The organism is uncultured Gimesia sp. (assembly GCF_963976445.1).
In the GTDB taxonomy this organism is placed as follows: Bacteria; Planctomycetota; Planctomycetia; order Planctomycetales; family Planctomycetaceae; genus Gimesia.
This window is the reverse complement of sequence record NZ_CAXBKP010000005.1, coordinates 196,646-223,589: the sequence shown is the minus strand read 5'-3', so window position 1 is coordinate 223,589 and position 26,944 is coordinate 196,646. Positions and strand designations below refer to the sequence as shown.

Annotated in this window: 11 protein-coding genes; 9 read left to right on the top strand and 2 right to left on the bottom strand. The window is 47.9% G+C overall.

Annotated elements, in window-relative coordinates:
• Positions 1-58: 58 nt before the first annotated feature.
• From AAC022_RS08040 to AAC022_RS08000, 9 genes are all read left to right on the top strand, one after another.
• Positions 59-2,326 carry a BatA domain-containing protein gene (locus tag AAC022_RS08040; RefSeq protein WP_339729906.1) on the top strand — a complete coding sequence of 756 codons (2,268 nt, stop codon included), beginning with the start codon at positions 59-61 and terminating at the stop codon, positions 2,324-2,326.
• Entirely contained in the window at positions 2,323-4,779 is a 2,457-nt protein-coding gene (locus AAC022_RS08035) for a vWA domain-containing protein (RefSeq protein WP_339729904.1), read from the top strand. Before AAC022_RS08040 ends, AAC022_RS08035 begins: the two co-directional genes overlap by 4 nt.
• A 64-nt stretch (positions 4,780-4,843) precedes the next feature.
• Positions 4,844-7,324 carry a hypothetical protein gene (locus tag AAC022_RS08030; protein WP_339729902.1) on the top strand — a complete coding sequence of 827 codons (2,481 nt, stop codon included), beginning with the start codon at positions 4,844-4,846 and terminating at the stop codon, positions 7,322-7,324.
• 214 nt (positions 7,325-7,538) lie between these two features.
• Positions 7,539-9,281: a hypothetical protein gene (locus AAC022_RS08025; protein ID WP_339729900.1), complete on the top strand. Its 1,743-nt coding sequence runs from the start codon at positions 7,539-7,541 to the stop codon at positions 9,279-9,281.
• A 40-nt stretch (positions 9,282-9,321) separates the two neighbouring features.
• Positions 9,322-10,458, top strand: coding sequence for a hypothetical protein (locus tag AAC022_RS08020; RefSeq protein ID WP_339729898.1), 1,137 nt, complete (start codon positions 9,322-9,324; stop codon positions 10,456-10,458).
• A 35-nt stretch (positions 10,459-10,493) separates the two neighbouring features.
• Positions 10,494-11,660 carry an NPCBM/NEW2 domain-containing protein gene (locus tag AAC022_RS08015; RefSeq protein WP_339729895.1) on the top strand — a complete coding sequence of 389 codons (1,167 nt, stop codon included), beginning with the start codon at positions 10,494-10,496 and terminating at the stop codon, positions 11,658-11,660.
• A gap of 83 nt (positions 11,661-11,743) precedes the next feature.
• Positions 11,744-13,492: a trypsin-like peptidase domain-containing protein gene (locus AAC022_RS08010; RefSeq protein ID WP_339729893.1), complete on the top strand. Its 1,749-nt coding sequence runs from the start codon at positions 11,744-11,746 to the stop codon at positions 13,490-13,492.
• 29 nt (positions 13,493-13,521) lie between these two features.
• Positions 13,522-14,568, top strand: coding sequence for a trypsin-like peptidase domain-containing protein (locus AAC022_RS08005; protein WP_339729890.1), 1,047 nt, complete (start codon positions 13,522-13,524; stop codon positions 14,566-14,568).
• A 44-nt stretch (positions 14,569-14,612) separates the two neighbouring features.
• Complete coding sequence (locus tag AAC022_RS08000) at positions 14,613-16,583, top strand: PDZ domain-containing protein (RefSeq protein ID WP_339729887.1); 1,971 nt, start codon at positions 14,613-14,615, stop codon at positions 16,581-16,583.
• Between the two features lie 89 nt (positions 16,584-16,672).
• Here AAC022_RS08000 and AAC022_RS07995 read toward each other — a convergent pair whose 3' ends face one another.
• Both AAC022_RS07995 and AAC022_RS07990 read right to left on the bottom strand, forming a co-directional pair.
• Positions 16,673-23,347 (bottom strand): hypothetical protein, encoded by a 6,675-nt coding sequence (locus AAC022_RS07995; RefSeq protein WP_339729884.1) that lies wholly within the window; start codon positions 23,345-23,347, stop codon positions 16,673-16,675.
• Positions 23,344-26,694 carry a hypothetical protein gene (locus AAC022_RS07990; RefSeq protein WP_339729881.1) on the bottom strand — a complete coding sequence of 1,117 codons (3,351 nt, stop codon included), beginning with the start codon at positions 26,692-26,694 and terminating at the stop codon, positions 23,344-23,346. Before AAC022_RS07990 ends, AAC022_RS07995 begins: the two co-directional genes overlap by 4 nt.
• Positions 26,695-26,944 lie beyond the last annotated feature (250 nt).

Sequence of the window (26,944 nt, the reverse complement as noted above, 5' to 3'; positions counted from 1 at the left end):
GAATCGCTGCTCGATTCTGATCACCCACTCTCAACAGAATGAACTGATACGACAACCTATGGAAGCCTGGTTAACCCAACATTTTGTGAATTCAGCACTGGTCTATACCGGTGCCGCGATGGTTGCTGCGCCCATCATCATTCATTTAATTAACCGATTCCAATACAAGCGGGTTCATTTTGCAGCAATGGAATTTCTGCTGCAGAGCCAGCAGACCAATCAGCGACGCGTATTACTGGAACAACTACTGCTGCTGTTGCTGAGGATTCTGGTAATTATCTGCCTGTTAATGCTCATCGCGCGGCTGATTCTTGATCCGAACCAGTTATCGATGTTCCATGGTGCCAAGTCGCATCACGTGATTGTGCTCGATGACAGCGGTTCCATGCAAAATGTCTGGGGCGAACAGAGTGCCTTTGACGAAGGCCTACAGGTCATTCGCAAAATCGCAGCGGAAGGGACCAATCGTCCCAATACCGAAAAAATGTCGCTCATCATTCTCTCCCGCGCCGATGCCCCGCTGTTTTTACAAAGAGACATCAACGAAGAATTAATCAACGAACTGGATGCCAAGCTGACCAATCTGACTTGCTCGCATCAGAGTCTGGACCTGAATCAGGGACTGGAAGCTGCAGCGGAACTGCTGAACGAAGACCGGGCTGTGATCAAAACGCTGCACCTGATCTCCGACTTCCGAAAATCGGATTGGCAGGAGAAAAAAGGGGTGGCCGACACCATCAAAAAATTGAGTAAGAGTGACACTGCGATCAATCTGGTCAAAACTGTCCCCGATTCCCAACCGAATCTCGCGATTACAGAACTCTCGGGCGCAACAGAAGTCGCCTCCGTCGATGTCCCGCTCCGTCTGCGAGTCAGCATCAAGAATTTTGGAGATCAGGTCGCTCAGGATGTGCGTGTGGCGGCGTTTGTCGATCACAATAAACTTCCGATGAGTATCGTCTTTGACAAAATTGAAGCTGGCAGCGAAATCTCACAGGATTTTGATGTCGTGTTTAACAAACCTGACCTGCACGAAATCAACGTCAGTTTGACGAACGATGCACTGGGCGGCGATAATGCTCGATTTCTGGCAGTTAATGTCAAACCGTCCAATCCGGTGTTGATCATCGATGGCAATCCCTCGGGCAACGAGTGGATGTATATTCAAACGGCAATCGCCCCCGACGCTTCCACTACGGGCTTCGCCCCTTCTGTCGAAAGTGTGGATTACCTGCGCAGGCATCCTTTAAGTCAGTTCAAAAACATTTATCTGTTGAACGTGGCTGAGCTCCCCCTGGATGCGGTAGCCGCTCTAGAAACATTTGTGGCAGACGGCGGAGGCTTGATCTGGTTTGCAGGACCTTCGATTCAACCAGCATTCTATAACGACAAATTATACAAAAACGGCAAAGGCCTGTTCCCTGCCCCGCTGGAAGTCTCTCCGCGCGATCTTCCTGCCCGAGAGACAAACACAACAGTCGACATGCAGGTCAGTGACCACCCTCTGTTTTCCGTGTTTGCCGGCCAGGACAATCCGCTGATAGAAGCGGTCACAATTTCGAAATACTTCCCCCTTTCACAGAAGTGGTTGCAGACTGAAGCGCAAAACGCATCGGGCGTGAATATTATCGCGACCCTCCGTAATCAGGCGCCGTTTATCATCGAACACCGCCTGGGCAAAGGCCGCATCATTACCTGCCTGACTACAGCGGGGCCGGTCATGACGAATGAAGGGGAACCGTGGAATTCCTGGGCGCTCAACCCAAGCTTCATAGTCTTCCAGCTGGAATTACAAAAATATCTGGTCCAGTCCCGCTCACACGATCAGGCTGAAATTGTCGGTCAACCGATTGCATTTTCTCTCGATGCGGCTTCCTTTTCCGATGAAATTGAAATTCAAACGCCAATCTCTCAGGGAGAACGAACCGTCCGATTAAAGGCCACACCGGAGCAAACAACCGACGCATCCGGAAATGATTCATTGAATTTAATGACCGTGTTTCGCGAAACCGATCAACCGGGAGTCTATTCCGTGCAGTTGAAACGACAGGATCAGACCGTCGAATCACAAATGTATGCATTCAATTTCCCCGTCTCGGAAAGTAATCTGGCACTGGCCTCTTCGGATGAATTAAGGAATGAGATGGGGAATTCCCCGCTGATTCAAATCCAGGAACCCGGCGAATTCCAGTGGATTCAAGGGCAGGAAGCGGGCCGGGAAATCACCAATTCCATATTAGTAATTCTGTTCCTGTTATTGATTTGTGAACAGTTACTCGCGTATCGATTAAGTTACCATCCCAAACTGGCGGGTGCAGCCGCATGAACTTGTTTTCCCTGATTCCCAATTCCCTGATTCTCGCCGTAGACGAAACTACCTCGTTTCGTTCGATCGAATACGATACGCCCGATTCAGGCTGGGGATGGCTGCTACTTCTGGGATGTCTGGGATTGGTGCTGGCACTTTCGTTCCGGACCATCTGGAAAGATTCCGTTCATTTACCACTGTTCTGGCGTTGCTGGCTGGCAGGGTTACGGCTTTCTGTATTTGCCGCTTTGATTGTGATTATCTTCAATCCACATGAACGAACACAAAAAATGTCGTTTCGTCCTTCACGCGTCGCCGTGCTGGTTGATACATCGCTCTCGATGCGACATCCCAACCAGCAGGTTCCGGCCAACGCCAGCTCTCCCGCTAACCAAAATGTTCCCAGCCGCATGCAGGCTGTGGAAAAACTGCTGGCCGATTCACCGCTGATTAAAGACCTGCAAAAAAAACATCAGGTCAGTATTTACACTTTCGACAAGGCACTAACCGGGCCGCATCACGTCTTTCAACGGGAACAGACATCAGAAGAATCAGAGCTAAATGCCACTTCTGAATCAGGGCCGCAACCTCAAGTCCAAGTCGACTGGAGCAGCCTCCTTCAGCCGCAGGGGCTGGAGACCCGCTTAGGGGAATTATTGGGCCAGCTCATACGTGAAATCAATGGTTCAACACTATCGGGAATTATCATCGCTACCGATGGTGCTTCCAATGCAGGGACCGATTTACTCTCCGCCAATGAAATAGCCAAAGACTCGAAAGTACGCTTGATTACGCTCGGCGTTGGCAGCCCCACTAAGCCCGCCAACGTGCAAATCTCAAAAATCATTGCCCCCACTGACGTGCAATTTGGAGATGCATTTGAAATTACAGCACTGCTGCAAGCGGTGGGCATGCCCGGAAAAAACATCACCGTTGAACTCCTGAAGAAAATCGAAGGCGAAGCCCAGCCAACCGTCGTTGAATCCCGCGATATCTTATTGCCGACAGAAGATGGGCTGCCCATGGATGTCAAATTCGAACGCACACCCAGCGAAGAAGGTGAGATCAGCTATCTAATTCGGGTGCGGGGCAATCAACTGGCTCAGGACGCCAACACAATGGACAATGAGCTGGAACATAGCGTGAATGTATTCAGTCGTCCCACACGCGTGCTGGTGATCGCCGGGGGACCGATGCGAGATTACCGCTTTACCCGTACGATGCTTTATCGCCACCCTTCAATCAAGTCCGATGTCTGGCTGCAAACAGCGCCGCCCGGTGTCTCTCAGGACGCGGACAAACTGCTATACGAATTTCCTGTTCGAGCGGATCTGTTTGAATACGATGTGATCCTGGCTTTTGACGTTAACTGGGAATTACTCTCTCCAGAACAGATGCTGACTTTGAATGAATGGGTTGCCACCGGAGGCGGGGGAATCGTGCTGGTTGGCGGCGATGTTTATACACCAAGACTCGCCCAGGACCCAGAACGCTATCAACCGATCCTCGACCTGTATCCTGTCTCGATCAATTCTTTTGTTCGCGACTACCTGGATCAGGAAGCCACGCAAATCCGCCGCATTGAATGGACTCAGGCTGGTCTCGACGCCGGCTTCCTGATGCTGACTGATGATCCCGCAACATCCAAAGAATTATGGGAAAACTTTCCCGGCATCTATCGCTGCTACCCGACCAATGGCCCCAAAGCAGCAGCGACGGTCTATTCCCATTTCCCCGATCCCAAAACGCAGACGGAATTCGGCTTCTCGATCTTGATGGCTTCGCAGTATTACGGTGAAGGCCGCTCCTTTTATCTGGGCAGTCCCGAAATCTGGCGTTTACGGTCTATTGAAGAAGATTACTATGACCGCTTCTGGACCAAGCTCATCCGCAATGTCGGGCAAGGTCGTACGAAACGGGGTACAAAGCGAGGCACTCTGATTCTCGAACGGGATGAATATTTGCTCGGCCAGACCGTTTCCGTACGAGTCCGATTACTCAACCCCGAATTCAAACCGTTGATTCAGGAATCGGTGCCGATGGAAGTGATCGACCCGCGTGGCAGGCCTCTGGTTCCAAATCTGTTATTGATGCATGATCGCAATCGACCGGGAGAGTATGTCGCCAGTTTCCGTGCCAGTCTGCCCGGCAAATATCGGTTCGAACTCACTGTTCCCAATTCTAAAGGTCAGGCTGTCGAAGGCAACCTGACGGTGTTACTCCCCCGGCTGGAAGATGAATCATTAAGCCAGAATGTGAAAGGGCTCAAAGAACTTTCCCGTGATACCGGCGGAACCTACCTTGCCATTGATGAAGCAGAAAAGATCCCCTCACTCCTGCCTGATGTGGGAGAAGAGTTTCTTGTTGACGAACGCCTGAAAACACTCTGGGATCAGGCGTGGGTCTTCTTCCTGTTAGCAGGCTTATTGGCGGCGGAATGGCTGACTAGAAAACTGTTTAAATTGTCATGACGCATTGAATATAAATTTAGAGAAAAGATCACTGCCCCCTTAATCAACAGTGTGAAATAAACGCATGAACGAACCTTCTCAATCAACCATACCTCTGGAAATCACCGAACTGCTTAATCGGTTACGGGGGAAAATCCGCAGATACATCCTGCTGGAAGGAACTGCCAGACTATTAGCCGTGATTGGCGTAATCTTCTGGGCTAGCTTCCTGGTTGACTGGGGGTACTTTCAACTCAGCCATCTCGAATTGCCCGTCTGGTTTCGTGCTTCATTTGTGCTGATTGCGCTGGCAATCATTCTATCTCTGGCTGTCAGTTTCATCCTCTTTCGTCTCATGAAAAAAATGAGACGAAAGGCGTTGGCATTAGTCTTGGAACGGCGTTTCCCAGAATTAAATGACCGCCTGGCGACTGCAATTGAACTGCATGAAACACACGAGCCACAAAATGCACTGACGCGTGCCATGCTGGAACGAACCGTTCATGAAGTGGCCGAGGGCAGTCGAGAAATTCCCTTAGAAGATGTATTCGACAAGCGACCTTTAAGACGCGCCTTTTTCTGTGCGTTTGCGTTGTGTATTTCGATTCTCACTCTGGCGATCATCAATCAGCCTGCGATGGCACGCTGGGCCAAAGGGTATCTGGAACTCCGCAGCGATTACTGGAACCGGGAAACCGGTCTGATTGTGAAAGTCATCGCACAACCCGGCGACCGCATTAAAGAGTTTCAGAACCAGACCTATAAGCATGGTCTGGGGAATGACCTCACGCTGCTGGTGGAAACCGTAGATGGCAAGAAAATCCCCGAACGAGTGCAGTTGACCTATCGCATGCAGAATGGACGTGGCGGAGGACGTACTGTCATGTCACGGATGGGCGAAGGACGATTCAAACATACGATTACAGATTTGCTGGATGGCATTCAGATCTGGGTTTCCGGAAATGACTTCACCAATCCCGAGCCATACCTGGTCGAAGTCGTCGAAACGCCAGTTCTGGATCAGATTCAACTGGCGTGTTTGTACCCGGAATACACCGGTTTAAATCAAACCGATGCTGAGACCAGCAAACGGCTACCAGATCTGCAAACGGTTCAGGGAACGCAAATTTCTCTGCCCGTTAATACCGAATTTGAAATGGTCTCAACCGCCAACAAACCCATTACACGTTTTTCGTTCGAGACCGATCGGCTCAAGTTGCAGTTAGAACAGACTCCAGAAGATGCGACAACAGCGGCCGAAAACTTCCTGGCCTGGAAAAATCCAGAGGGAGAAATCGTGCATCAGATCGCATTGACGTCACAACTCCTGGATCAGATGCAAGGCACCGATGGCCGCACGTTTCGAATTCCCTTTCAGCTAGTGGCAGAAAATCAGGAAGCGGGGGTTCCGAACACGGATACCCTACCTCAAGCGATTCCCTTAGCAGCAGACCAACCGATCCGGATCTATCTGGAGGATGCCGACGGCTTGCTGATAACCGAACCCATTCGCTTGAGTATCAATGGCATCGTCGATCAACCACCGAAAGTTGACACTCGATTGACGGGCATTGGGAAATCGATTACCCGTAAAGCCATGATCCCCATCGAAGGCATAATTACAGACGACTACGGAATTCAGTCAGCGCGTTTTGATTTCCTTGTTGATCAGGATAAAAACTTCAGGCCGCGTCCGTTCCGTAAAAAGCCGTCCAGTAGACCCAAAGAATTTACTCTGCAAAGAAGTGACGACGAAATATGGGAACGTTTTGAAGTGCTGCCACTCGATTTGAAAGTGGGACAGAAAGTCAGTCTCACCGTCCAGGCAGAAGACGCTGACAATCTGAGTGGCCCTCATCAGGTCCACGGTGAAACGTATCACTTCGAAATTGTAACCGATGAAGAACTGCTTTCGATTCTGTATTCCAAGGAATTAAATCTGCGAAAACGCTTCGAACAGATCTATAAAGAAGTCTCCCAGACACGCGATGATCTCGCACAGCGCGTTGAACAATTAAAGCAAGCACAGACCATCAAAGAAAAGCAGAAACAGGGGCAGTCTGATCCCCGCTGGTCTGAAGCGTTAACAGAAATCCAAAACGCCGTGGCCGTCTCGGCTGACCGCTCATTATATGGAACACGAAAAAACGCGACCGAAACCGCTTCGATTGTGGAATCCTTTTATGATATCCGGGAAGAACTGGTCAACAATGGCGTTGCCACCACACAGATTCTGGGACGGATTGATGACAAAATTCTCAAGCCTCTAACCGTCATCCACGAACAGGACTTCCCTGGTGTCGATCAACGCCTGGGCTTGTATCGTCTGGCGATTGAAAAGAGCAATGACCCTTTGCCAGAAATACAGACCAGTATTGAACTTCTGGACGTAATGCTGGTCCGCATGAAGAGTGTCCTCAATGAAATGCAGGATTTATTAGAATTCCACGAAGCGATCGAAATGTTGAAAAGTTTAATCGAACGAGAGAAAGAACTCACAGAAGAAACGAAAAAGTTTCGCAAAAACAAGCTTTTGGACCGTCTCAAAGGGTTGGGTCTGGAGTAATCACTCTCAAACGGGTCATACTCTGCTTGAAGTGATTCTCCGCACCTTGACAACTGAACACAAAAATATGCTTCGAACAGAGTCAAATACTTGATATAATAGATCCGATGGCTTTTTCTCTGCGCGCTTGATTATCAGAGGGACACTCATCTTATCTTTACCCACCTTCATCAATTCTGAGAACAATATGGAATCTTTGGCAGGAGCACCACTCATGTTGAATCGTCCTCGGGTCGCCGTTCTGTTGATCGCATTGACCGTCGGCCTGCTCTGCCCCAATCTTGGCAGTGCTCAGAATCAAGATCCCAAAGCCAGCAATGCCAACGGTCAGGATCGTAACCTGACTGATAAACAGGAAGCCATTTCTCAACAGTTCAAACGATTTGAATCGACTCTCCATGATCTGGGAGAGTATATGAAGAAAACAGATCCTGCCCGCGCCGACCTGCTGTTTCGTGCGTTTGGTCAGAGTAAACAGAACCAGATGACCGTAGAAATGCAGCAAGTCTTACAGATGCTGCAAAAAGGCCAACTGGGTGATGCGGTAGAGCGACAGGAAAACCTGGTCAAAAATATGCAGACACTTCTGGCGTTGCTCCAAAGTGAAGATCGCATGAGTGAAGTCGAAAAAGAGAAAAAGCGCATCCAGGATTTGCTCAAAGACGTCAACCGACTGATTGGACAGGAGCGTGATGTCAGAGCAGCCACTGAACGGGGCGGTAACCCGGCCGATCTGAAAAAGAAGCAAAAACAGACAGCCCAGAACGCTGATAAATTGATTGATAAAATTGATCAGCAAGATGCCGAAAAAAACGATTCCCAGAAGCTTGAAAAAGATCAGCAGGGTGATCCCACAGACAAAAAGGCAGACAACAAATCGGACAAGAAAGCAGACGACGAACAGCAGGAACAGAAATCACAGAACGGAAATTCAGAATCTAAATCCGAGAAATCAAAAGACTCGAAATCAAAAGGAGAAACTCCACAGCAGGGTAAGTCCGACCCGAGCCAGAAGGGTTCTCCTGAACAGAAACCTTCCCAGCAGGGGCAGCAGTCACAGCAGCAGAAGTCCCAACAGCAGGGACAACAGAGCCAATCTCAAGAAGGGAAAAACCAGCAATCCCAGAAACAGGAGCAACAAACACCGGGCCGAGAACAAATCGAGCAGGCCCGAAAGGAAATGGAAAAAGCGATTGAGGAGCTGGAAAAGAAACAGAAAGAAGCAGCTTCTAAGCATCAGGACGAAGCCATTCAGAAGCTGGCGGAAGCCAAAGAAAAACTGGAAGAAATGCTGCGTCAGCTTCGCGAGGAAGAGCGAGAACTGATGCTGGCCGCTATGGAAGCTCGATTGCAGAAGATTCTGGCACAACAGAAACGCGTCTATGCCGGGACGCTTTCTATTGGACAGGTTCCCGAGAAAGAGCGAACCAGCCGACACACCGCGAGAGCCGTTCAATTATCTCGGGAAGAAAGCTTGATTCGCCTGGAAATCGAAAAGGCCATTTTACTGATCAAAGACGAAGGATCATCAGTTGCCTTCAGTGAAGCCTTATCTCAAGTCCAGGAAGATGTGCAAACCGTCGCGTATCGTTTGAACCGAACGCAGGTCGGAGAGCTGACGCAGGAAATCGAAAAAGATATTGTCAGTGCGCTTGAAGAAATGATTGAAGCCCTGCAAAAAGAAATGGAAAAATCGGAAGAAGAGAAAAAACAGCAGCAACAACAACAGCAACAAGGCTCTCCACAGGATAAGGCTTTGATTGACATGTTAGCGGAAATTAAAATGCTGCGATCATTACAGTTCCGTGTTAATAAACGAACCCGCCGAATTGAAAAGCTGGCTTTGGAAAATAATAGCAACCAAGCAGATATTTTTGAGCAACTGCAACAGTTGTCAAATCGACAGACGCGTATTCAGAGCGCAACATACATTTTGGCAACAGGTAAGAATAAATAATCATTTCGATTGAAGAATCCCTTAAAGGTCACAGGCTGACATGAAACATTGGTTCCCATCGATTCAGAAAAAGCTGTTCGTCGAACGCCGTTTGCAACGGGTTTCGATGATTGTTTGTGTTTGCGCACTTTCCGTTTCTGTGTTCGGACAGGAGCCGATCCCCGTCCCGATTCCGCTTAAAGAACCAGCGGTAAAAAAAGCCGAACCAGTTGCGCTCCTGGCAGCACCATCGGGTGTTGACCTGAAGCTGCAATTGCAAAGCTGGGTCGCGGAACAAAAGGTCAAAAACCCAGCCCAGTTAAAAACGATCGCCACTCTGCTGGTAAAACTGGAGTCCCCACTCACTGCGGAAGAAAAACTGACTCTCGCATTAGAGGTGTTTTCTAATGTGAACCCGGAAGCAAAACAGTTAATCAAAGACTATCAACTTTCCAATCTACTCCCGGTGCTTTCCAGTCCTCCGATATTAAGCGAAGGAGAGGCAGATACGATTTACCTGACTAACGTCCGCTATTATGTGGCACGCAACTTGACGCAATTTCGAATGGTTGATCATGCTCTGACAATCTTTAATACCATCAAGCCAGATACCCTGATTGACCCCGCCGGTTATCTGTTTTTCAAAGCAGCCTGTGAACATCATTTATTACAGAAGGAAGCCTGCGAAAAAACTCTGGATCAGTTGCTGAACCATACTGAAAGCGTCCCCGAACGCTACACACAGGTGGCAGTGCTGATGCAGGCGGATCTTGAAACTCTGAAAGAGGAAAGTCTGGACGAAATCTCACGTAAGATGAGTGACGTCGAACGTCGGCTCGATCTGGGAAACTCTGGTGAAAAGGTTCAGAAGGTCGAAGACGACATCATAGCATCTCTGGACAAACTGATCAAAAAAATGGAAGACCAGGCCAAAAACAGTTCGTCTTCTGGAGCTGGCGCAGGGAGTTCAAGTTCGCCTAATGGAGGCGCAGATGAGAGCCGTGTGAAAGGTCAGATCGCGCCCGGGGAAGTTGATAAGAAAAAGTTATCCAATAGTGGTGGCTGGGGACAGCTCCCTCCTAAAAAACAGGCTTCGGCTAAAAATATTATCAACCGTAATTTCCCCTCTCACTATCGCAAAGCCATTGAAAAATATTTCAAAAAGCTGGCAACCCAAAAAGCAAATACCAATAAATAATTTACTTGCCAACTTTAGTTCCTGGAGAGTTTTTTATGCATTCCCTGTTTTGTATTTCATTAACCATGCTGCTGGCGGTTTCACCAGAAGTCGAAGTGACTTCACTCAGTGGACCGTCTGTTTCAGGGAATCTGCAGTCTTTGAACGAAACAGTCATCAATCTCAAACAGGAAGACGCATCGAAAACATATCCGCTTTCAGAAACTCTGAATGTGCGTTTTCCCAAAAACCGATATCAACGCAGCCTGGAAGCACCGTTAACGATTCGATTAATAGATGGATCAAGATTTCCCGTTCAGTCGCTGCAGAGCAATACTCGGCAGATTAAAGTCAGTGGTGACCAAACAGGCACGCTGATCCTGCCCACAAATCAAGTCTCTTCAATCCGCTTTGGTACGTTGAATTCCAATATAAATGCGTCGTGGGAAAAACTCCTGAACGGCAAGAGCAATAAAGACCTGCTCGTCGTTCAGAAGGAGAATGTGCTCGATTTTATTGATGGTGTTGTTGGCTCAATAACCGATGACAAGATTCAATTTTTCACAGGCGACGATGAAGTCGCCGTCAATCGCAAACGCGTCTTCGGTATCATTTACTTTCGGCAACCCGCTTCGAACACGCCCCCCTTTTGCTCCATTCACTTAACCAGTGGCGGTCTGATTCATGCTTCCTCAATCACCTATTCAGGCACCGAATTCGAAGCCACTCTACAAAGTGGTGCGCGAGCGCAATTTACTCCCCCATCGATTGCCAATCTGGACTTTAGCCAGGGTAAAGTGCGGTTTCTTTCCGATCTGGAACCCCGCAATATCGAATACACGCCGTTCTTTGATACCATCTGGAAGTATCGTAAAGACAAACACCGCGACGGAGGTCCTCTCCGACTGGACGGGAAAGAATACGCACGTGGGCTTTACATTCACTCGAAAACGCTTCTGCAATATCGAGTCAAAGAAGAATATCGTAATTTTCGGGCAATCATGGGAATCGATGATTCCGTTCCCGGTATTGGATTTGTGTATGTTGAAATTAAAGGTAATGGGCGAACGCTCTACTCCGGAAACGTGCGGAGCTCTGACCCACCAATTGAATTAAACCTGGATGTTCGCGGCGTGCGCGATTTTGAAATCTTAGTAGATTTTGGTGACAATCTGGAGATCTGTGATCACCTTGATCTCTGTGAGGCACGCTTAATTAAGTAATCAGACTCAGCAGCAAGCGGATTTCTCTTCACGTGGAAGAAGCATGACCGACTGTTCTATGATTGAAGTTTAAAGGTAATTAAATGCAGAGATATCTCTTCTATGCTACGCTCCTCATCAGCATGCTTCTGAGCTTACCTGCCTTTGCAGAAGTCTCATCAGTAGATCCTGCTGTTCTGGCAGCACAAAAACAACGCATCGATGTTATCAAAGCAGTCTCCCCTTCTGTTGTCGCGATCTTTGGCGCTGAGGGTGCGGGAGGTGGCTCCGGCGTTCTGGTGACACCGGACGGCTACGCTTTAACCAACTTTCACGTTGTCGCGGGCGCAGGCAACTTCATGAAGTGTGGGCTGAACGATGGCAAACTCTATGACGCTGTGATTGTCAGTATTGATCCTACCGGCGATGTGGCACTGATCAAATTACTCGGACGGACCGATTTTCCCGTTGCCAAACTGGGAAATAGCGACACAGTCCAGGTGGGTGACTGGGCCTATGCCATGGGAAATCCATTTTTATTAGCCACCGATTTTCAGCCAACAATTACTTATGGAATCGTTAGTGGGGTTCATCGCTATCAATATCCCGCGGGAACGTTTCTGGAATACACCGACTGCATTCAGGTCGATTCTTCAATCAATCCGGGTAACTCAGGAGGTCCCCTGTTCAATGCTCGCGGGGAACTAATCGGAATTAACGGGCGTGGTTCGTTTGAAAAACGAGGCCGCGTCAATTCGGGAGCCGGTTACGCTATCTCCATTAACCAAATCAAACACTTTTGGGATCATTTAAAGAGCGGACGGATTGTTGACCACGCTTCCCTCGGCGCAACCGTGACAACCAGCCTTGATTCCACAATTGACGTTGCCGATATTTTGGAAGATTCAGACGCCTATCGCAAAGGACTGCGGCTCGGTGATGAAATTGTCTCCTTTGCCGGACGACCGATTCGAAGTGTCAATCAATTCAAAAACATACTCGGCATTTACCCCGCAGGCTGGACTCTGCCACTCGTGTATCGGCGGGATGAGAAAAAGAACACTATCTATGTGCGGCTGCAGGCATTGCATACCGCAGCGGAATTACAGGAACAGGCCGGGCAAAAGAAAAAACATCCTGCAAAACCTTCACGTCCCGGCGAAGAAAAGCATCCACAGATGCCCAACCCTCATGAGAAGCCGGCCCCTGCGCCACCAGAAAAACACAAGCACCTTTATGTTCCCAAAACCGGATTTGCGAATTACTACTTTAATCAGCAGCAACAAGATCGATTACTGCAGGCTTTAAACACCACTAGCAATTTTTCTGATCGTAAAGGAACCTGGTCGCTGACAGGAAAACAGGGAAACGGCAGTGAATTCACACTCACCCTGGCCGATAAAGGCATCGGCTTTGAAATCGGCAATGACGTCTTTCTGCAATCACTGGAGACAGGAATTTTTGTAGATGAACCACCGGGAACGGGTGGGTTACTCGCGGCGTTACATCACTTCAGACTACTGTTGTCCGGGCAGAGCGAACGCTTTACTGACTTTTATTATCTGGGTAGCGAACGCCTGGATGGAAAAAATGAACTGGTCGATGTGTTGGTTGCGACCCAGACCGGAACAATTTCCCGCTGGTACTTTAATAAATCAAATCTGGTTCTGCGGGGGTTTGATTTTTATCTCACCGAGAATTCGGAAGTCTGCTCAATTCGCTTTGAGCAGTTTCAAACTCTCAACGGCCAAAAGTTTCCGGGTGAACTCGATATTCTCTACGGAAACCGACCTGTGATGAAATTAAATATTGAACGTCTAAAGCTAGATACCCTGGATACCCCCAAGAAGTAGCAAATCTTTGTGATGAAGGTTGATCCTCAGTGATTAAACAGAATACTGTCAAATTCGTTTTCGTGTGTTTGTGCCTGACCGGTTCTCTTTTGGCGGTCCCATTGACTGCGCAGGCCTCGTCACAATCAACGATCAAGTATGCTCTGCCTCGGTTAGTCAAAATCTTTGGTGCCGGCGGCGTGAAGAACCTGTACGGTTACAGTACCGGTTTTCTAGTCTCTCCCGAGGGGCATATCGCCACCATCTGGAGTCCTGTCCTTGATACGGATCGCCTGTCTGTGGTATTGCACGATGGACGAAAGTTTGACGCAGAAGTCTTAGGTGCGGAACCTCATCTGGATCTGGCCATTATCAAATTGAAATCGGACCGAGAACTCAATCTCCCCTATTTCGATTATCATGAAAAAGCCATCGCTGGTCCCGGCACACGAATTTTAGGTTTCAGTAACATGTTTCGTGTCGCAACCGGGGACGAACCGGTTTCCGTTCTGCATGGCGTAATTGAAGCACGCACTAATTTACCGCGAAGACGGGGTGCCTTTGAACTTTCCTACACAGGTGACGTATATGTTGTCGATGCAATTACCAATAATCCGGGTGCTGCCGGGGGAGCCATTTTAACTTATGATGGCAAACTCCTGGGAATGATCGGCAAGCAGGTTCGCAATGCGAAAACCAATACCTGGGTCAACTATTCCCTACCAATTGACGTACTCAGAAAAAGTATCGAACAGATAATCAGTGGCAAATTTGAATCCAGCGAAGATCAAGACAAGCCCAAAAGAACAGCACCAGAACGCTACCGCCCCGTCGATTTTGGGCTGGTGATGGTACCGGACGTGCTGTATCGAACCCCGGCGTATATCGATAGTGTGTTGCCCGATTCCTTCGTTGCTAAAGCGGGCCTGCAGCCTGACGATCTCGTTGTATTTGTAAACGATGAGCTGATCAAATCATGTAAAACATTAAAAACGGAATTGGGAAGACTTGAGTCTGGCGACCTGCTGCGTTTGGTTGTGCGCCGGAACAATCAACTGGTGTCCGTCGAATTCCAGGTCCCTCCCGAGAAGAAATAACCTTTCACAGCCTGAATATTATGACATACATTCGAAATATCTCCATGCTCATTTTTGCACTGTGCCTGCCCTGCATTCATTCTGCACAGGCTCAGCCGCCAACCCCAGATCTGGAATCATTGGAAGAACGCGCCTTTAAACAGGCAGCTGCCTTTGTAAATCCGTCCATTGTCAGAATTGAAACCGTCGGCGGTCAGGAACGAGTCGGAAAAATCTTAACCGGTACCGGACCCACATCAGGTGTGATTGTCAGTCGCGATGGCCTGATCATTTCCAGTGCGTTCAATTTCATCGGCAAACCATCCTCGATTCTGGTGACACTACCGGATCGGCGCCGTTTTCCGGCACAGGTTGTTGCCACTGATCATTTGAAAATGCTAACGCTGTTAAAAATCGAATCACAAAATCTGCCCGTGCCTTTAGCAGTCTCGGAAAACGAACTTCAGGTAGGTCTGTGGTCTATTGCACTGGGACGAACATTCGATCTGGATCAGCCTAGTATCTCCGTGGGAATTGTCAGTGCTCTGGAACGAATCTGGGGCAAAGCCATTCAGACAGATGCCAAGATTTCGCCGATTAATTATGGGGGCCCCCTGGTAGATATCAATGGCCGCCTGATGGGAATTCTGGTCCCGCTTTCACCGGGTGCCACAGGAGAAACCGCTGGCGTTGAGTGGTATGACTCGGGAATCGGTTTTGCGATTCCTATGTATGACGTGCTAAATATCATTCCCCGCTTGAATACTGGAAAAGATCTGCATCCAGGATTATTAGGCATCACGATGACTGGAAAAGGGGATCTATCGAACAACATGAAACTGGATCGGGTACGCTATGGAAGCCCGGCACAGGCCGCCGGAATAAAGTCAGGGGATACCCTGACCAGACTGGATGGTAAACCCGTCAACATGCACTCTGAAGTCAAACAGGTTCTGATGAGCAAATATGCCGGTGAATCAGTTAGTCTGACCGTAACCAGAGAGGGTGCCCAAAAACCATTGACGTTTAAAGCCACACTGGTTGAAAAACTGGTCCCGTTTGAATCAGGGTCTCTCGGTATTCTTCCGCTCCGTGAATCAAAAACACAAACAGAACCAGGAGTAGGTGTGCGATTTGTCTTTTCCAAGTCAGCAGCTGCGGAAGCAGGCCTGAAACCCAAAGACCGGATTCTGGAGTTCAACCAACAAAAAGTGACATCCGCGGAAGCACTGGCATTGATGGTCAATCACTTGCGCCCCGGCGAGCCTGCCACGCTGCTGATTTCCAGAAATCAAAAACCGTTGACCCTCAATGTGAAATTACAGTCAACGCCCAACTCAGTAGAGTCATCGCTGCCATCCCAGGCGCAACCATCGCGAACAGCTGAAGAAAACAAGCAGGAAAAGATCAAAATAGGACACTTTAAAGATCAGCTTCCCGGCAACGAGCAGAGTTTCTGGGCGTACGTTCCTGAAAACTATGATCCCAACTACGAATATGGCTTGATGGTCTGGATCCATCCTCCGGGGAACACTATGGAATCCACGATTTCCAAGGAATGGAAAAGTATCTGCGAACAACGTGGAATCATCATTGTGGGACCTGCCGCACAAGATGTCATTCGCTGGAATCGTGATGAAGCGGAATTCGTCAAGGAAGTGGTCGAATCTATGCAAACACGATATGCGATTGATACGAAACGCATCTTTCTTGTCAGCCATGCTAACGGTGCCGAATTTGTATTCCATCTGGCATTTAAATATCGAGACCTGTTTCGTGGTGTCGCCGTTTCCGATGCTTCCCTGCAAGACAGACCTCCTGAAACCGACCCCGATTTTCCACTGAGCCTGTACTTTGTGCTGAATGCCAATAACCCTTTGAATCAGTTATTGCAGCCTAAGATCGAGGCGATTCGAAAAATGAATTACCCGACTGTCTTCCAGCTGCTTAAGGACGACAGACAACCCGGGCAATATCTGAAACAGCCAAATTTAAAAGAAATGGGTCGCTGGGCAGACAGTCTGGATCGAATTTAGTTCGCTCCGTTTGAAATTGGCTTCAGCCGATATTAAGAATCACCAGTGACTTGAACCTGAATGTCTCTGCTCTTTCTGGGGAAGACAGATTACTCTACCGCACTATGAGTGCCAGGAGAGTTTGGTATCGGCAGATTTGCGCTTGCAGAATCGGATTGCCTATTTTTGAATACAACCATAATAGCAAGAGCAATGAATGCCAGCCCCAGATATTGAGGTGTTAAAAATAACATCCAGAGGATGCCTAAAGCAATCAACCCAATCGCTGGCTGAGTATCCAGCCAATCAGCAGACCGGGATTGCACACATCTGCCCAGAATCGGCAGCAGGATGATCAGACAGAAACCGGCCAGTACAACGTCCAGATATAATTTTGGGATAATCCAAGCCAGCAAAGTACCAGAATCAGTTTTTGAATCTCCGGAACTGGAATAATAACGCACTTTTTGCAGGGGCACTGGTCCTAATTTTTGTTGAAACTGATGCACGAAAGAAAGTGCTTTTTGATCTGGTTCTTCATCGAGATAGAGATCTTGTTTTATATCGAAAACGCGTTCTTTTAAATCGTCGAATCGATTCAGCTCTTCACTGATCCCCTGGCCGTTCTCAACAGGTTCTGCCACGATCAATTCCAATTTCGCGAACTCTTTCGTGATGACATCCCACGTGGATCGCGAAAGACGGTTTTCTTCTCCCATTTCAAGCTCGAGTTCCGCAATTTTGAGTTGTTCATCCAGCTTGTCTGCAAAATAAGTAAACGGAGTTACGTAATTTGAAAGGAACATTCGATGGCTATCGGACGCAATGATTTTGATCAGATTTTTATCAAACGAAAAATTGTTCGGCTGCGGGATTTGCAACTGCGCTTTCTCCAGGAAAAACTGGTGATCGACCTGATAAGATTCCCAGAACAAAGTAATTTCATCAAATTGCGGCCCCCCGTTTAAAGGAACCACCAGTTTTCCGGATTCCGGTTTGAGAGAGCTATCAATTTCACCGTTAATCAGCACCGCCATCAACTTTGATTTTTCGGGCCAGTCCAGATTTAGCACACGACTGTTTTGATTAAATAACTTAATTTGGGTTAATCCATGAACGGTCCCTTCATTGCTTAAAATAATTTCCGTTTCAAGATAAGGAATAAACTCTTCATTCGCTACGCCAGCACTCCGCGAAGCCGTACTCAATTTCCAGGGCAAATGAGAAGCCGTATAGACACGACTGCAGTCGAGATTAGACGACGCATCACAGCGAGCCTGTACCCAGGATGGTATTTTGTCAGGCAAAACGGTTTGGCTGGGCTTTTTGTCTGTTAACTGAAAGTCCAGTGTTGTTGAAAGCAGAAGGTAGTTATTTTGAATGTGTGAATTTTCCAGAGTCACGGGAACGACTATCAGTTCGCTGGCTGGCTTCAAGAACGTAGCTCTGACCGTGACAGTATTTTCCTTCATAACAGCAGCTGTTGGCTGTAACTCAACCCGTTGCAATCCATCGGGCATTTTATCCTGAATTTCAAATGGCATTCCGTCGATCGAATACTCATTCCCATACTCTGCCGGAATCAGCAATTTTAGTTTTTTCTTTTCAGCAGCCGGCAAGGTGAAACGCAATGATTGCGTTACCTCAATCTGCTGGTCTTCTACCGAGTTGATGATTGTCAGTGTATCAACGGTGATCGCGGATTTTTGCAACTTGACCAAGAGTGAAATTGGCTGATCAGTAGAATCAGTTTTCTGAAATCGCCCAACGAACGAAAAGTGATCGGCGATCACGGACTGCGAAGAATTGTCTTCAATTCGGCGGAACTGCGGCGACGTTAACTGCACTTCGAGTTGCGGCTTATTGTATAAGCTTAACAGAGATTCTTCAATTTCTACTCCCTGCAGTTGAATGCCTGGTATTTTCAGACTGCCCAGCTTTCGGATCGGTAGCCATCCCTTGAGAGTGATATCCTGCAGGCCTGACGTTTTATTTTTCAAAAACAGCGTGATTCGATTTCCAATGCGATGCCAGTGGGCCAACCTCTCCACATCTTCTTCTTTGACCGACAGTGATTCAATTCGAAAACCTTGCGGAACAATAATGGTGTGCCGAAATGCGGGTGCCTGACTGATTCGTAATTCTGCAGCAAAAGTCCAATCAATATTCTTCCGATTCACCACGATGGTCTGATTGATTCTTGCTGACCGTTTTGGATTTTTGGGCCTGAGAACCAGCGAAATGGGAGCGGGCTGAGTAACCTGAAATAGTAAAGCAGATGACTTTAAGATACTGTCATCGATTTGTTTACCAGATATCTTGGAAGAAATTGACAGAACCCCTTCGGGGAGCGTTCCCACCGGTTCAATTTCAAACTCAGGACCAGCACTCACGCCGATTTGGTGTGACACTACCGTAACCGTTGTCGACTGGGGATTCTGCTTCGCAGAACCGAAATCAACAGGTAATATTTTTACTGCTGTCAATGGATCGTTCGCCGGCAAATCGAAAGTGGCGTCAATCATGAATTCGCCCGTTTTAGACTCTGACAACTCCAACAGCAACTCTTTACTCGCCCCCTGCTCAATCGAATTGATTGTAGGAACCACAGTTATTCCAGCAGACTTCACACTTCGCAAGATCGCTCCCGCAGGAAACTTCCAAAACAGAACGTCAACTTTTCCACTCAGCACCGTGTAATTCACCTGGACTTCCATCCGGATCAACGAAGGAGAAACTTCGGCTTTGGTTAAAACCGTTGCTTCGAGATTCAAGGGGGTTGTTTCTGAGTCCTCGCTGGTCAGCCACTTGACCTTAAGTATGGGATTCTCTTTCAGGAAAGACGAAAACTGTTTTTTTCCAGCCAACTGATATTTGGAAACACCGGTCGTCTCAGTGAGTTCGATCAAGTGCATGGGATCATTGCATTGAAATGTAAACTGATTTATCGCGACAGGAGGAATACCTATTTCGAATTGCCCACTGGTAGGACCGAATTTCACTGCCGGATGCAAGATCAACTCGATCTGATGATCCTGATAAGAAAACGGCAATTGTGGTTTTCTCGCTTCAATCGGTCCGTCCGGTCTGGAAGAGGACTTAGCTAAACCTGATCGCTGATTTGTGACATTCACCAGGATGCCTTGTCCATTTGAGCCCAGTAAAACCGGGACGATATTCCCGTCGACCCGACAGGAATCTGGTCCACTTAAATTTCCACCGCTGACAGGCAGTTGAATTGTCGCAAATTCTTTTTCTATCGGGACCTTGACCCGAAAGGTCGCCTTCACAGTCAGTAACTGGTTATCGAGAATCTCACTATCATAGTGGGCTGAAGAAATCAGATATTCCGGCTGCAGTGTATTAGCAGCCAGCGTTTCCAGTTCCTGAAGTAAGTCAGGTGTGAGATAGGCAAACGACTCTGCCGTTGAACCTGACGTGTCAGGCAGAAGGACCATTTCCGTTCTGAGCTTCTTTGATTGAGTCGCACTGGATGTCAGAACCGGCGCGGGTAATTTTTGCGCGTATCCAGTAGTAGAAAAACAAAGTACCCCCAACAGGATCATACGGGCCGCAGAGTAGATCGAAGAGGTCGGTTGTTGATATGCTTTTGTGCTTTGATCCTCGATTTGTGTTATTTTTTCCTGCCGAAGGAACCGGCGGGGGATTAACATCGCGATTAAAATCCCCGTGAAGCAACTGCCTGCAATTTGTGCTAATGGCAACGGAAAGATCCAGGCCAGAGCCAGTGAGACCAGCGCCAATATAATACAGAGCTTGTCCCGTATTCCAACACGTAAGATTCTCAAAAAGAGTCCGACAATGATAGTCGACAGTAAAACTATCCAGGAGACGACTTTCGCCTGATATGTGTTGGAAGTTTTCAGAGTACCATACTTCACCGGAAACAATACGATGGCATTCCAGCGGGATTCAGCACTTTCAGCAGAGTTCTGGTCTTTCCCCAGCACCCCAAAGAATCGGCGCGTCAGTGTTCCTGTAGGAATTGCCTGCTGCAAGACCATATCTTCAGGACCGCTTAACAGACTCATCCCTTCCGGTAGTGAGAAATTCCAGTCTGTTTCCAGAACCCGCTGATTGATTTGAGGAAATGGGATCTGGCGTGTCACGCTCAGATCGTCGGACACTGATGCAGTTTGATACTGAATCGTAATTCGATAAGAGTCTAATTGATCGAAGAGAGGAACCAGAAAATGGTTTTCTGCTTCGATCGGGGTCACACGTTGTTGGTTGACTGCTGTTGAAATCAGTTTCACTTCAGCCGGGAAATGAAACAATACTTTATCATCAAATGTTTTTGATAAATCGAGCTCAATCGTTGCCTGATGCACATCAGGCTCTCCATTTCCGTGACCGAACTTTGTATCAACAATAATCGTTGCCACGCCTTGTTCTAAACCAGTACCGGAAAGATCAGATGCGCGCGTGATCGTTAATGAACCAGAAGGATGTTCGTAATCCCACTCATAGTTTCGCTGGCTGCGCTTCAGTCGCGTGCTACTTGCGGAATCAGACGTTGCCGACAGACCTTCTGTCTGGATACGCAGATTCAATTCATTGGAATTCAAAATGCGGACCACACTACGAATTGGCTTTGCCTGGGGAGTATACGCCAGTGATGCTCTCAAGTTTTTCTGGAAAGGCCGACGGCGTTCTCCGCGAATTTCGATTTCCCTGAAAACAGGTGCCGAAAAGGTCAACTCCCAAAGTTCGCCTGAATGGGGAAGCTCCCAGTTCTGATGTTCCGAAACCGGTAGTTTGCGAGTGGAAAGTTTTGACTGCAAGCCACTTCCGGAAGGCAGCGACCATTCCACGGGTTCGCCTGCTTCCGAAAGATAGACGAGCACCCGTTGAATCCCTCCTCTGGCAGGGACACAATTCAAAATAAAATTTTCCTGAATTCGGTCGTCATTGATTGTAATAAACGTACTGGCGACAACTTGAAGTGTCTGTTCCATTTTCGAAAGATTCAGCGCCCCCCATCTTGCACCAGAGTAAGGGGAAAGGTGAAAATATCGAGACACATTTGAATCTGCCACCGGAAAGTCCCAGTTTTTCGGAAGCTCGCTTACTGCAAGTTCTTCTACTTCTTTGTCTGGATCAAACAGTAAGCCGACTTCCGAACTGGTAGCTAATTCTAAAATCCGATCGACATTGTCACAGCCTAACGGCCGCACACCAAACAAATCGATAGGCCGTTTTAAAACCGGAACCAGTCTCTTGGCCTGAATCTCAAGTGAATAAGGAGTTTCAGGCGAAACGGAAATCGGAAGTCGGACACTCAACTTCTGTTGCCGGCCGCTCTGTTCCACATCCCAGACCAGATCACCGGAATTTTTCTCAGCAACCAGACTGTTGACCTGCGTGATCTCCCAGCCTGCCGGAATCATCGCTTCCAGACGATAAGTTGTACCTGCAGCCGAAGCCCAATGAATTCGTGATTTTAAATTCCAGACTTTATCTTCAACTTGAATCACACTATGAACTCTGGCAGAAAGATTCAGATCCGGTAAGGCCAGGCGATACTGCAAACGTGCATCAGGAGTATATTGCTTAAAGTCGTATGCTTCTCCCTGTTCCTCTTGAATCAGCACCCCCGTCTGGCGCAAATCCGTCGAAGTGATGGCGTGTGTCTGTAATGGTGCAGAAATATCAAGATGCACCGTTCCTCCCAAAAAGTGGGCTTGTTTTAATTTCAGTCGCGGAACGGTCACATTCCCCTCTAAAGACGACGAAGCCAATGCACGAACCGATAAGGGACGACTGATTCCCAGTAGAGGATCAATGAGATCCACAGTAACCAGATTCTGACCTTTCCGCTGCTTCACCTCAAATGGTAAAGCCAGGTCATTGCCTAGAGTCACAGAATAAATTTCATATTCTGCAGGTGCTTCAAATTCCAGTTTTTGAACGGGTTGATTCAGGACTTCAATCTGAAAGTCTTCCCGAAGCCTTAAACCATCTTCCCGGATGCCAACCTGTGCAAATTGATGATACAGAATTTGCGTAGGTGTCTGTTTCTGTCGCTCGCTCTGGTAAATGATGGCTTGAAATTCAGACTGTCCGCCAAGTTCAATCTGCCATAAGTCATACTCGGGCAGATCGGATTTTGATGGCCCTAAAACATAACCGACCGACGTTGTCAGCATCATTCCCCGAGGAACATTGAGCTGAACACGTGAGACCACCGTTTCAGGTAGTTTAAAAGAAAATTCTGTTCGTTGAGGCAGTTGTCTGCCTTTCAGACTCCATTGCCCCTTTAGCGACTCGCCAAAATGATCAACGAGCAGCAGTGTCTGTTGATCCGGAGCTACCCCCCAGACAGCATCCTGCTTACCCCACTTCAATTCATGAATCGCCAAATTCAGTTTTGACAGATCAATAAAACCCGGCTCATTCCGGGAACAATGCAGAACATATTCCAGACGACCATCGATGAGGTGATCACCCTTGAGCGTTGCTATGTAGTTAGCATCCTGAATCCAGGAATTTGGAGGAGTGTTTTTTTTTAACAGAGCGGCATTTTTCAGAGACTGATATTTCTTTAAAGGGACGGGATACCAGTTCCCTTCAGGCCATTGAGACGTATCGCGACCAGAAACAGTGACTTCTTTGATTCGTAATGAGGGAGAAAGATTAAACGTACCGTTTTCAGCAGCTGACAGACTCCCTGAGATCAAGCAACAGGAGATTCCGACGATCATCAAATAGATCGCATTAAAGGTGGTACTCGGCAGCCATTTGAATTTCGGAGTCACTCTCATCTGTTGGCCCCGGCTTCTGATGATGAGACGGGGTTATCAACAACTTCAGAACCAGGTCTGACAGCCGTAATGTCTTCTGGATCGACTTCCGAAGGTCGAATGCGTTCTGAGTAAGAAGGCGGAGGTATAAAGTCACTCGGTGCGGAGAGCGTCAACAGTTTAGATTCTCGTCGCTTTCGTGACGTCCCATTAATCAGTGCCGCGACAACTGCCAGAAGTAATCCGAATACCGCAGGCTGCAATAGTACTTCCACCGGAGCAGCATACCACAGAGCGACAGCGGAAACGGCGGTCATCATAACCAGCAGTACCAAGGCGCTTCTGAGGACTGAAATACTCATTAAAAGAAATCCCAGCAACAAAGCAGTCCCGGCTCCAATAAACACAATCATCGAACGTGAAAGTGAATGAAACTGCAACGAAGATGCCGGCCCGATCCGATAGAATTGATAGTCATTCACTCCCGGAAAATCAATCCGTTGGGGGGGCGTATTTTTCATGGCGACAGGAATTCCTTTCTGACCTGAAAACAGCCGAGACCAGAAGACCCCCTGATGCTCCCAGCGAAATTGAGGAGTGAACCCGCGCGGAATCGTAAAGAGATGTTCGTTATTGGGCAGATTGATTTTCCACATGGTCTTTTCTACCCAGAGATTATCTGAAAATTCAGCTGCACTAACTCTCAATGAGCTGAATTGAGAATCACGCTGATGTTTAGTGGAACCATAATCAATCGTCAGGATATTCGAAGCTGCCTCGTTCCCTTTCACCACTGGCAAGCTGAGCTGGTATTCCTGAGCGCTGCCCTGAAGTAGACTGGCCGTGACCCGCTGATCGTTCCACCAGATCTCATCGATTTTGATTCCTGAGTTTTCCGGCATGCGGAACGAAAGCGTTCGAGGCGAAACTGGAAACTGATATTGAGCGCGTGCCAGATAGGAGCCAGCCAAGTCGATACTGCAATCAATCCATGCCTGACTGATCGAATACGACAAAAGAGATCCTGATTCGCTTTTTTTGAATATGAGATGAATATCTGCTTTCGGATCCACAGCGCGCCAGAACGCAATATTGTTCATGGCCAACTGTTGCTGCCAGGCCGCATCCATACTTTCAACTTCGAGCGACTGAGCATCTTCATCGTTCATCATGGAAAGCTCAAACTGGCTTTCTGAAAATGCCACATCGTCAGAACGGATCAACGGAACAAATATTTCGGATTGAGAAGTTTGTGGCAATAAATAGACTGCTGTAATTTTTACTGATCCCAGTTTTTTGCTGCGCAGAGAAAGCCGGGCATTCTGGATCGGATCTGTTTCGTCCGAAGTCCATGTTGGTACAAGCGGGTTTTGCTCATCATCCAGATAAAAATTGACACGATTTTTCAACGACAACGGCACCAGTAAGCGAACTTCGGAAAGTGGTTCGTACTCAATTTGGTACTGTATTTCCTGCTCAACCCGCGTTTCAGAACCGTCAATTTCTAACAAGGCTGTGCTGGTGGCTGTGATTTCCTGGCTATGAATCGAAACCACAGCCGAAAAATCATTGGCTCCCGGTTGGATTTGGAACATATCCTTTCGCGAAATCTGAACATCCCCCGGTAGTTTGAACTGATCCAGTTGTACCAGAGGAGTTGACAGAACCTGTGTTTTCGGCGAGGGGGTCAGATCGGTGACGACGTTAGTATCATTGGCAAGTACCAGTGATGTGGCTGACAGGCTGGGTGCTTTGATTTCAGGGAGCGTAAAATTGAATGGTTCCTGGTCTGCAATCACAGGGCGCCGGGCACGGAATGATATTTCGAATTCTCCCTTGGAGCGTTTCAGCAGATTAATGTTAATTCTGTCCGGCTGAGACTGATCAACTTCAATCGCTTCCGCCAAAGAAGGTTCCTGCAGTAATTCCAGTTCCCAGCCTTCTTCTTTCCGCTGCGGCCAATTGAACGAGATTTGATCCAGCGTACCTTGAAATACATTAATTTTCACGCGGGCTTCCAGTTCTGCCCGGTTCCCAAACATCTGAACCAGGTAAAACGGTTTGGCGGAGAAGTAAGGTTTGACTCGCTCAATATTCAGAGGCAGTTGAAAGGGTTGTTTCAGAAAGCGATATGAGCTATCCAAGTCTTTCTGGTTGGCTTTGATTTGATAGACAGACCGATTCTGCCCTTCAGTGCGAAAAATGCGATAGCCATCCAGTGTCTGAATATCAATCAAACCTGTTTGCCGCTTGGCGCGATTCACATCAAAGCCGTCAATCAGAAAGTGGCCGGTCTGTTCAGGAAACTCCGTCTCCAGAGTCCACTGTAATTCAATTGGTCCCACTGTGGGTTCAATCAGGGAGACGTCTACCTGATTGTCTTTCGTCACCTGATGGCTCTTATAACCGTCGCACTTCACATCTAATAACCGAAAAGCCTTGGGTAACTGAACCTGGATTGTCTGAAGACTGCCCGTCAATGCTTTGATTGACTGGTTCGCGTTGAGTAAAACCGAGTCTGAGGTAAAATCGGTCGTGATCAGTGTCTCGACCTGCAATACTGTTTCGACTTTCTTCTCGTCAGGAATCGGCTGCCATGAAAGATCCAGCTGTTCTCCCAGCCCGAACAGTTCTACCCGACTCTGGTCTTCGGAAACTGCCTTTTTCGAAACTGCGACTCCACTGGGAACTTCCAGACTGATTTGGGGCAATGGGACAGTTAACTGTAAATTACTTACGGCGGTTTGCGGCAGCACTAACTGCAGACGCCGTGAAGGTAATTGCTGTTTGAGTGAAATGCTTAAAGTTAGATTCAGTTCATGCGTCCCTTTTCCACGAAACCACCAGAGATAGCCATCGGTACGATTAAAACCACCCGGGCTCGATTCGCCTGTACCGGAATAACTGGTCTTCAAGAAGATCGATTCGTTTAATTTTAAAGGGACACGGATCCATTTATTTTCTTCGTTAATCAACACGACAATGCGTGCATCAAGAATGGCGCGATCTTCTTTAATGGTACCAGTGAGTGAAATGGAAGAAACCGCATACTCGGGCGACTGTTCTACCTGAGTCGTCTGCTTCTGTTTCAGATATTCGAGAATCTGATCGAGATTGAGATTGGGAAGAGGAATATATTGGCCGTCGGCTCCTTTAAAATAGACTCCCTGTTGATCTGGTGTTTTGGACGAACCCTCTGCAACTGACCTGGAAGCGTCTGAACTTGAATCGTTTTTTTTTGGCTCGGTTCCGCGTTTGGGTTGACTGGCAGAATTAAGGAGCCGGGCCCCGAAATTGGCTTTGCGTTCGTCCTGCTTATTACTGGCTCGATCGCCTGGCTGTTGTTGTGCGTAAACGTTGTCAGACATACGTTCCACGCAGAAGAACAACAGCAAAGGCAGTCCCCAAGAGACTAAAACGAAACGAGTAAGATGTGACATAATCGCAATTTGATCCCATATTGCGGGAACCGGAAAACTTGAAATCAATTTAACTCATTGACCTGGAAGGAGCTAAATCGGTTCCACAACTGAGGAATTCTTCCACTTGCCTGATCGAAACACATTCCACAAACAGTGTTCACGCGTATCAACACTGCATACAAAAAGAATGCATTTG

Excerpts from the sequence above, each read along its gene's own strand:
- AAC022_RS08040 (WP_339729906.1), top strand. The coding sequence starts at position 59 with ATGGAAGCCTGGTTAACCCAACATTTTGTGAATTCAGCACTGGTCTAT.
- AAC022_RS08000 (WP_339729887.1), top strand. The coding sequence starts at position 14,613 with ATGCTCATTTTTGCACTGTGCCTGCCCTGCATTCATTCTGCACAGGCT.
- AAC022_RS08030 (WP_339729902.1), top strand. The coding sequence starts at position 4,844 with ATGAACGAACCTTCTCAATCAACCATACCTCTGGAAATCACCGAACTG.
- AAC022_RS07990 (WP_339729881.1), bottom strand. The coding sequence starts at position 26,694 with ATGTCTGACAACGTTTACGCACAACAACAGCCAGGCGATCGAGCCAGT.
- AAC022_RS08035 (WP_339729904.1), top strand. The coding sequence starts at position 2,323 with ATGAACTTGTTTTCCCTGATTCCCAATTCCCTGATTCTCGCCGTAGAC.
- AAC022_RS08025 (WP_339729900.1), top strand. The coding sequence starts at position 7,539 with ATGTTGAATCGTCCTCGGGTCGCCGTTCTGTTGATCGCATTGACCGTC.
- AAC022_RS08010 (WP_339729893.1), top strand. The coding sequence starts at position 11,744 with ATGCAGAGATATCTCTTCTATGCTACGCTCCTCATCAGCATGCTTCTG.
- AAC022_RS08015 (WP_339729895.1), top strand. The coding sequence starts at position 10,494 with ATGCATTCCCTGTTTTGTATTTCATTAACCATGCTGCTGGCGGTTTCA.
- AAC022_RS07995 (WP_339729884.1), bottom strand. The coding sequence starts at position 23,347 with ATGAGAGTGACTCCGAAATTCAAATGGCTGCCGAGTACCACCTTTAAT.
- AAC022_RS08020 (WP_339729898.1), top strand. The coding sequence starts at position 9,322 with ATGAAACATTGGTTCCCATCGATTCAGAAAAAGCTGTTCGTCGAACGC.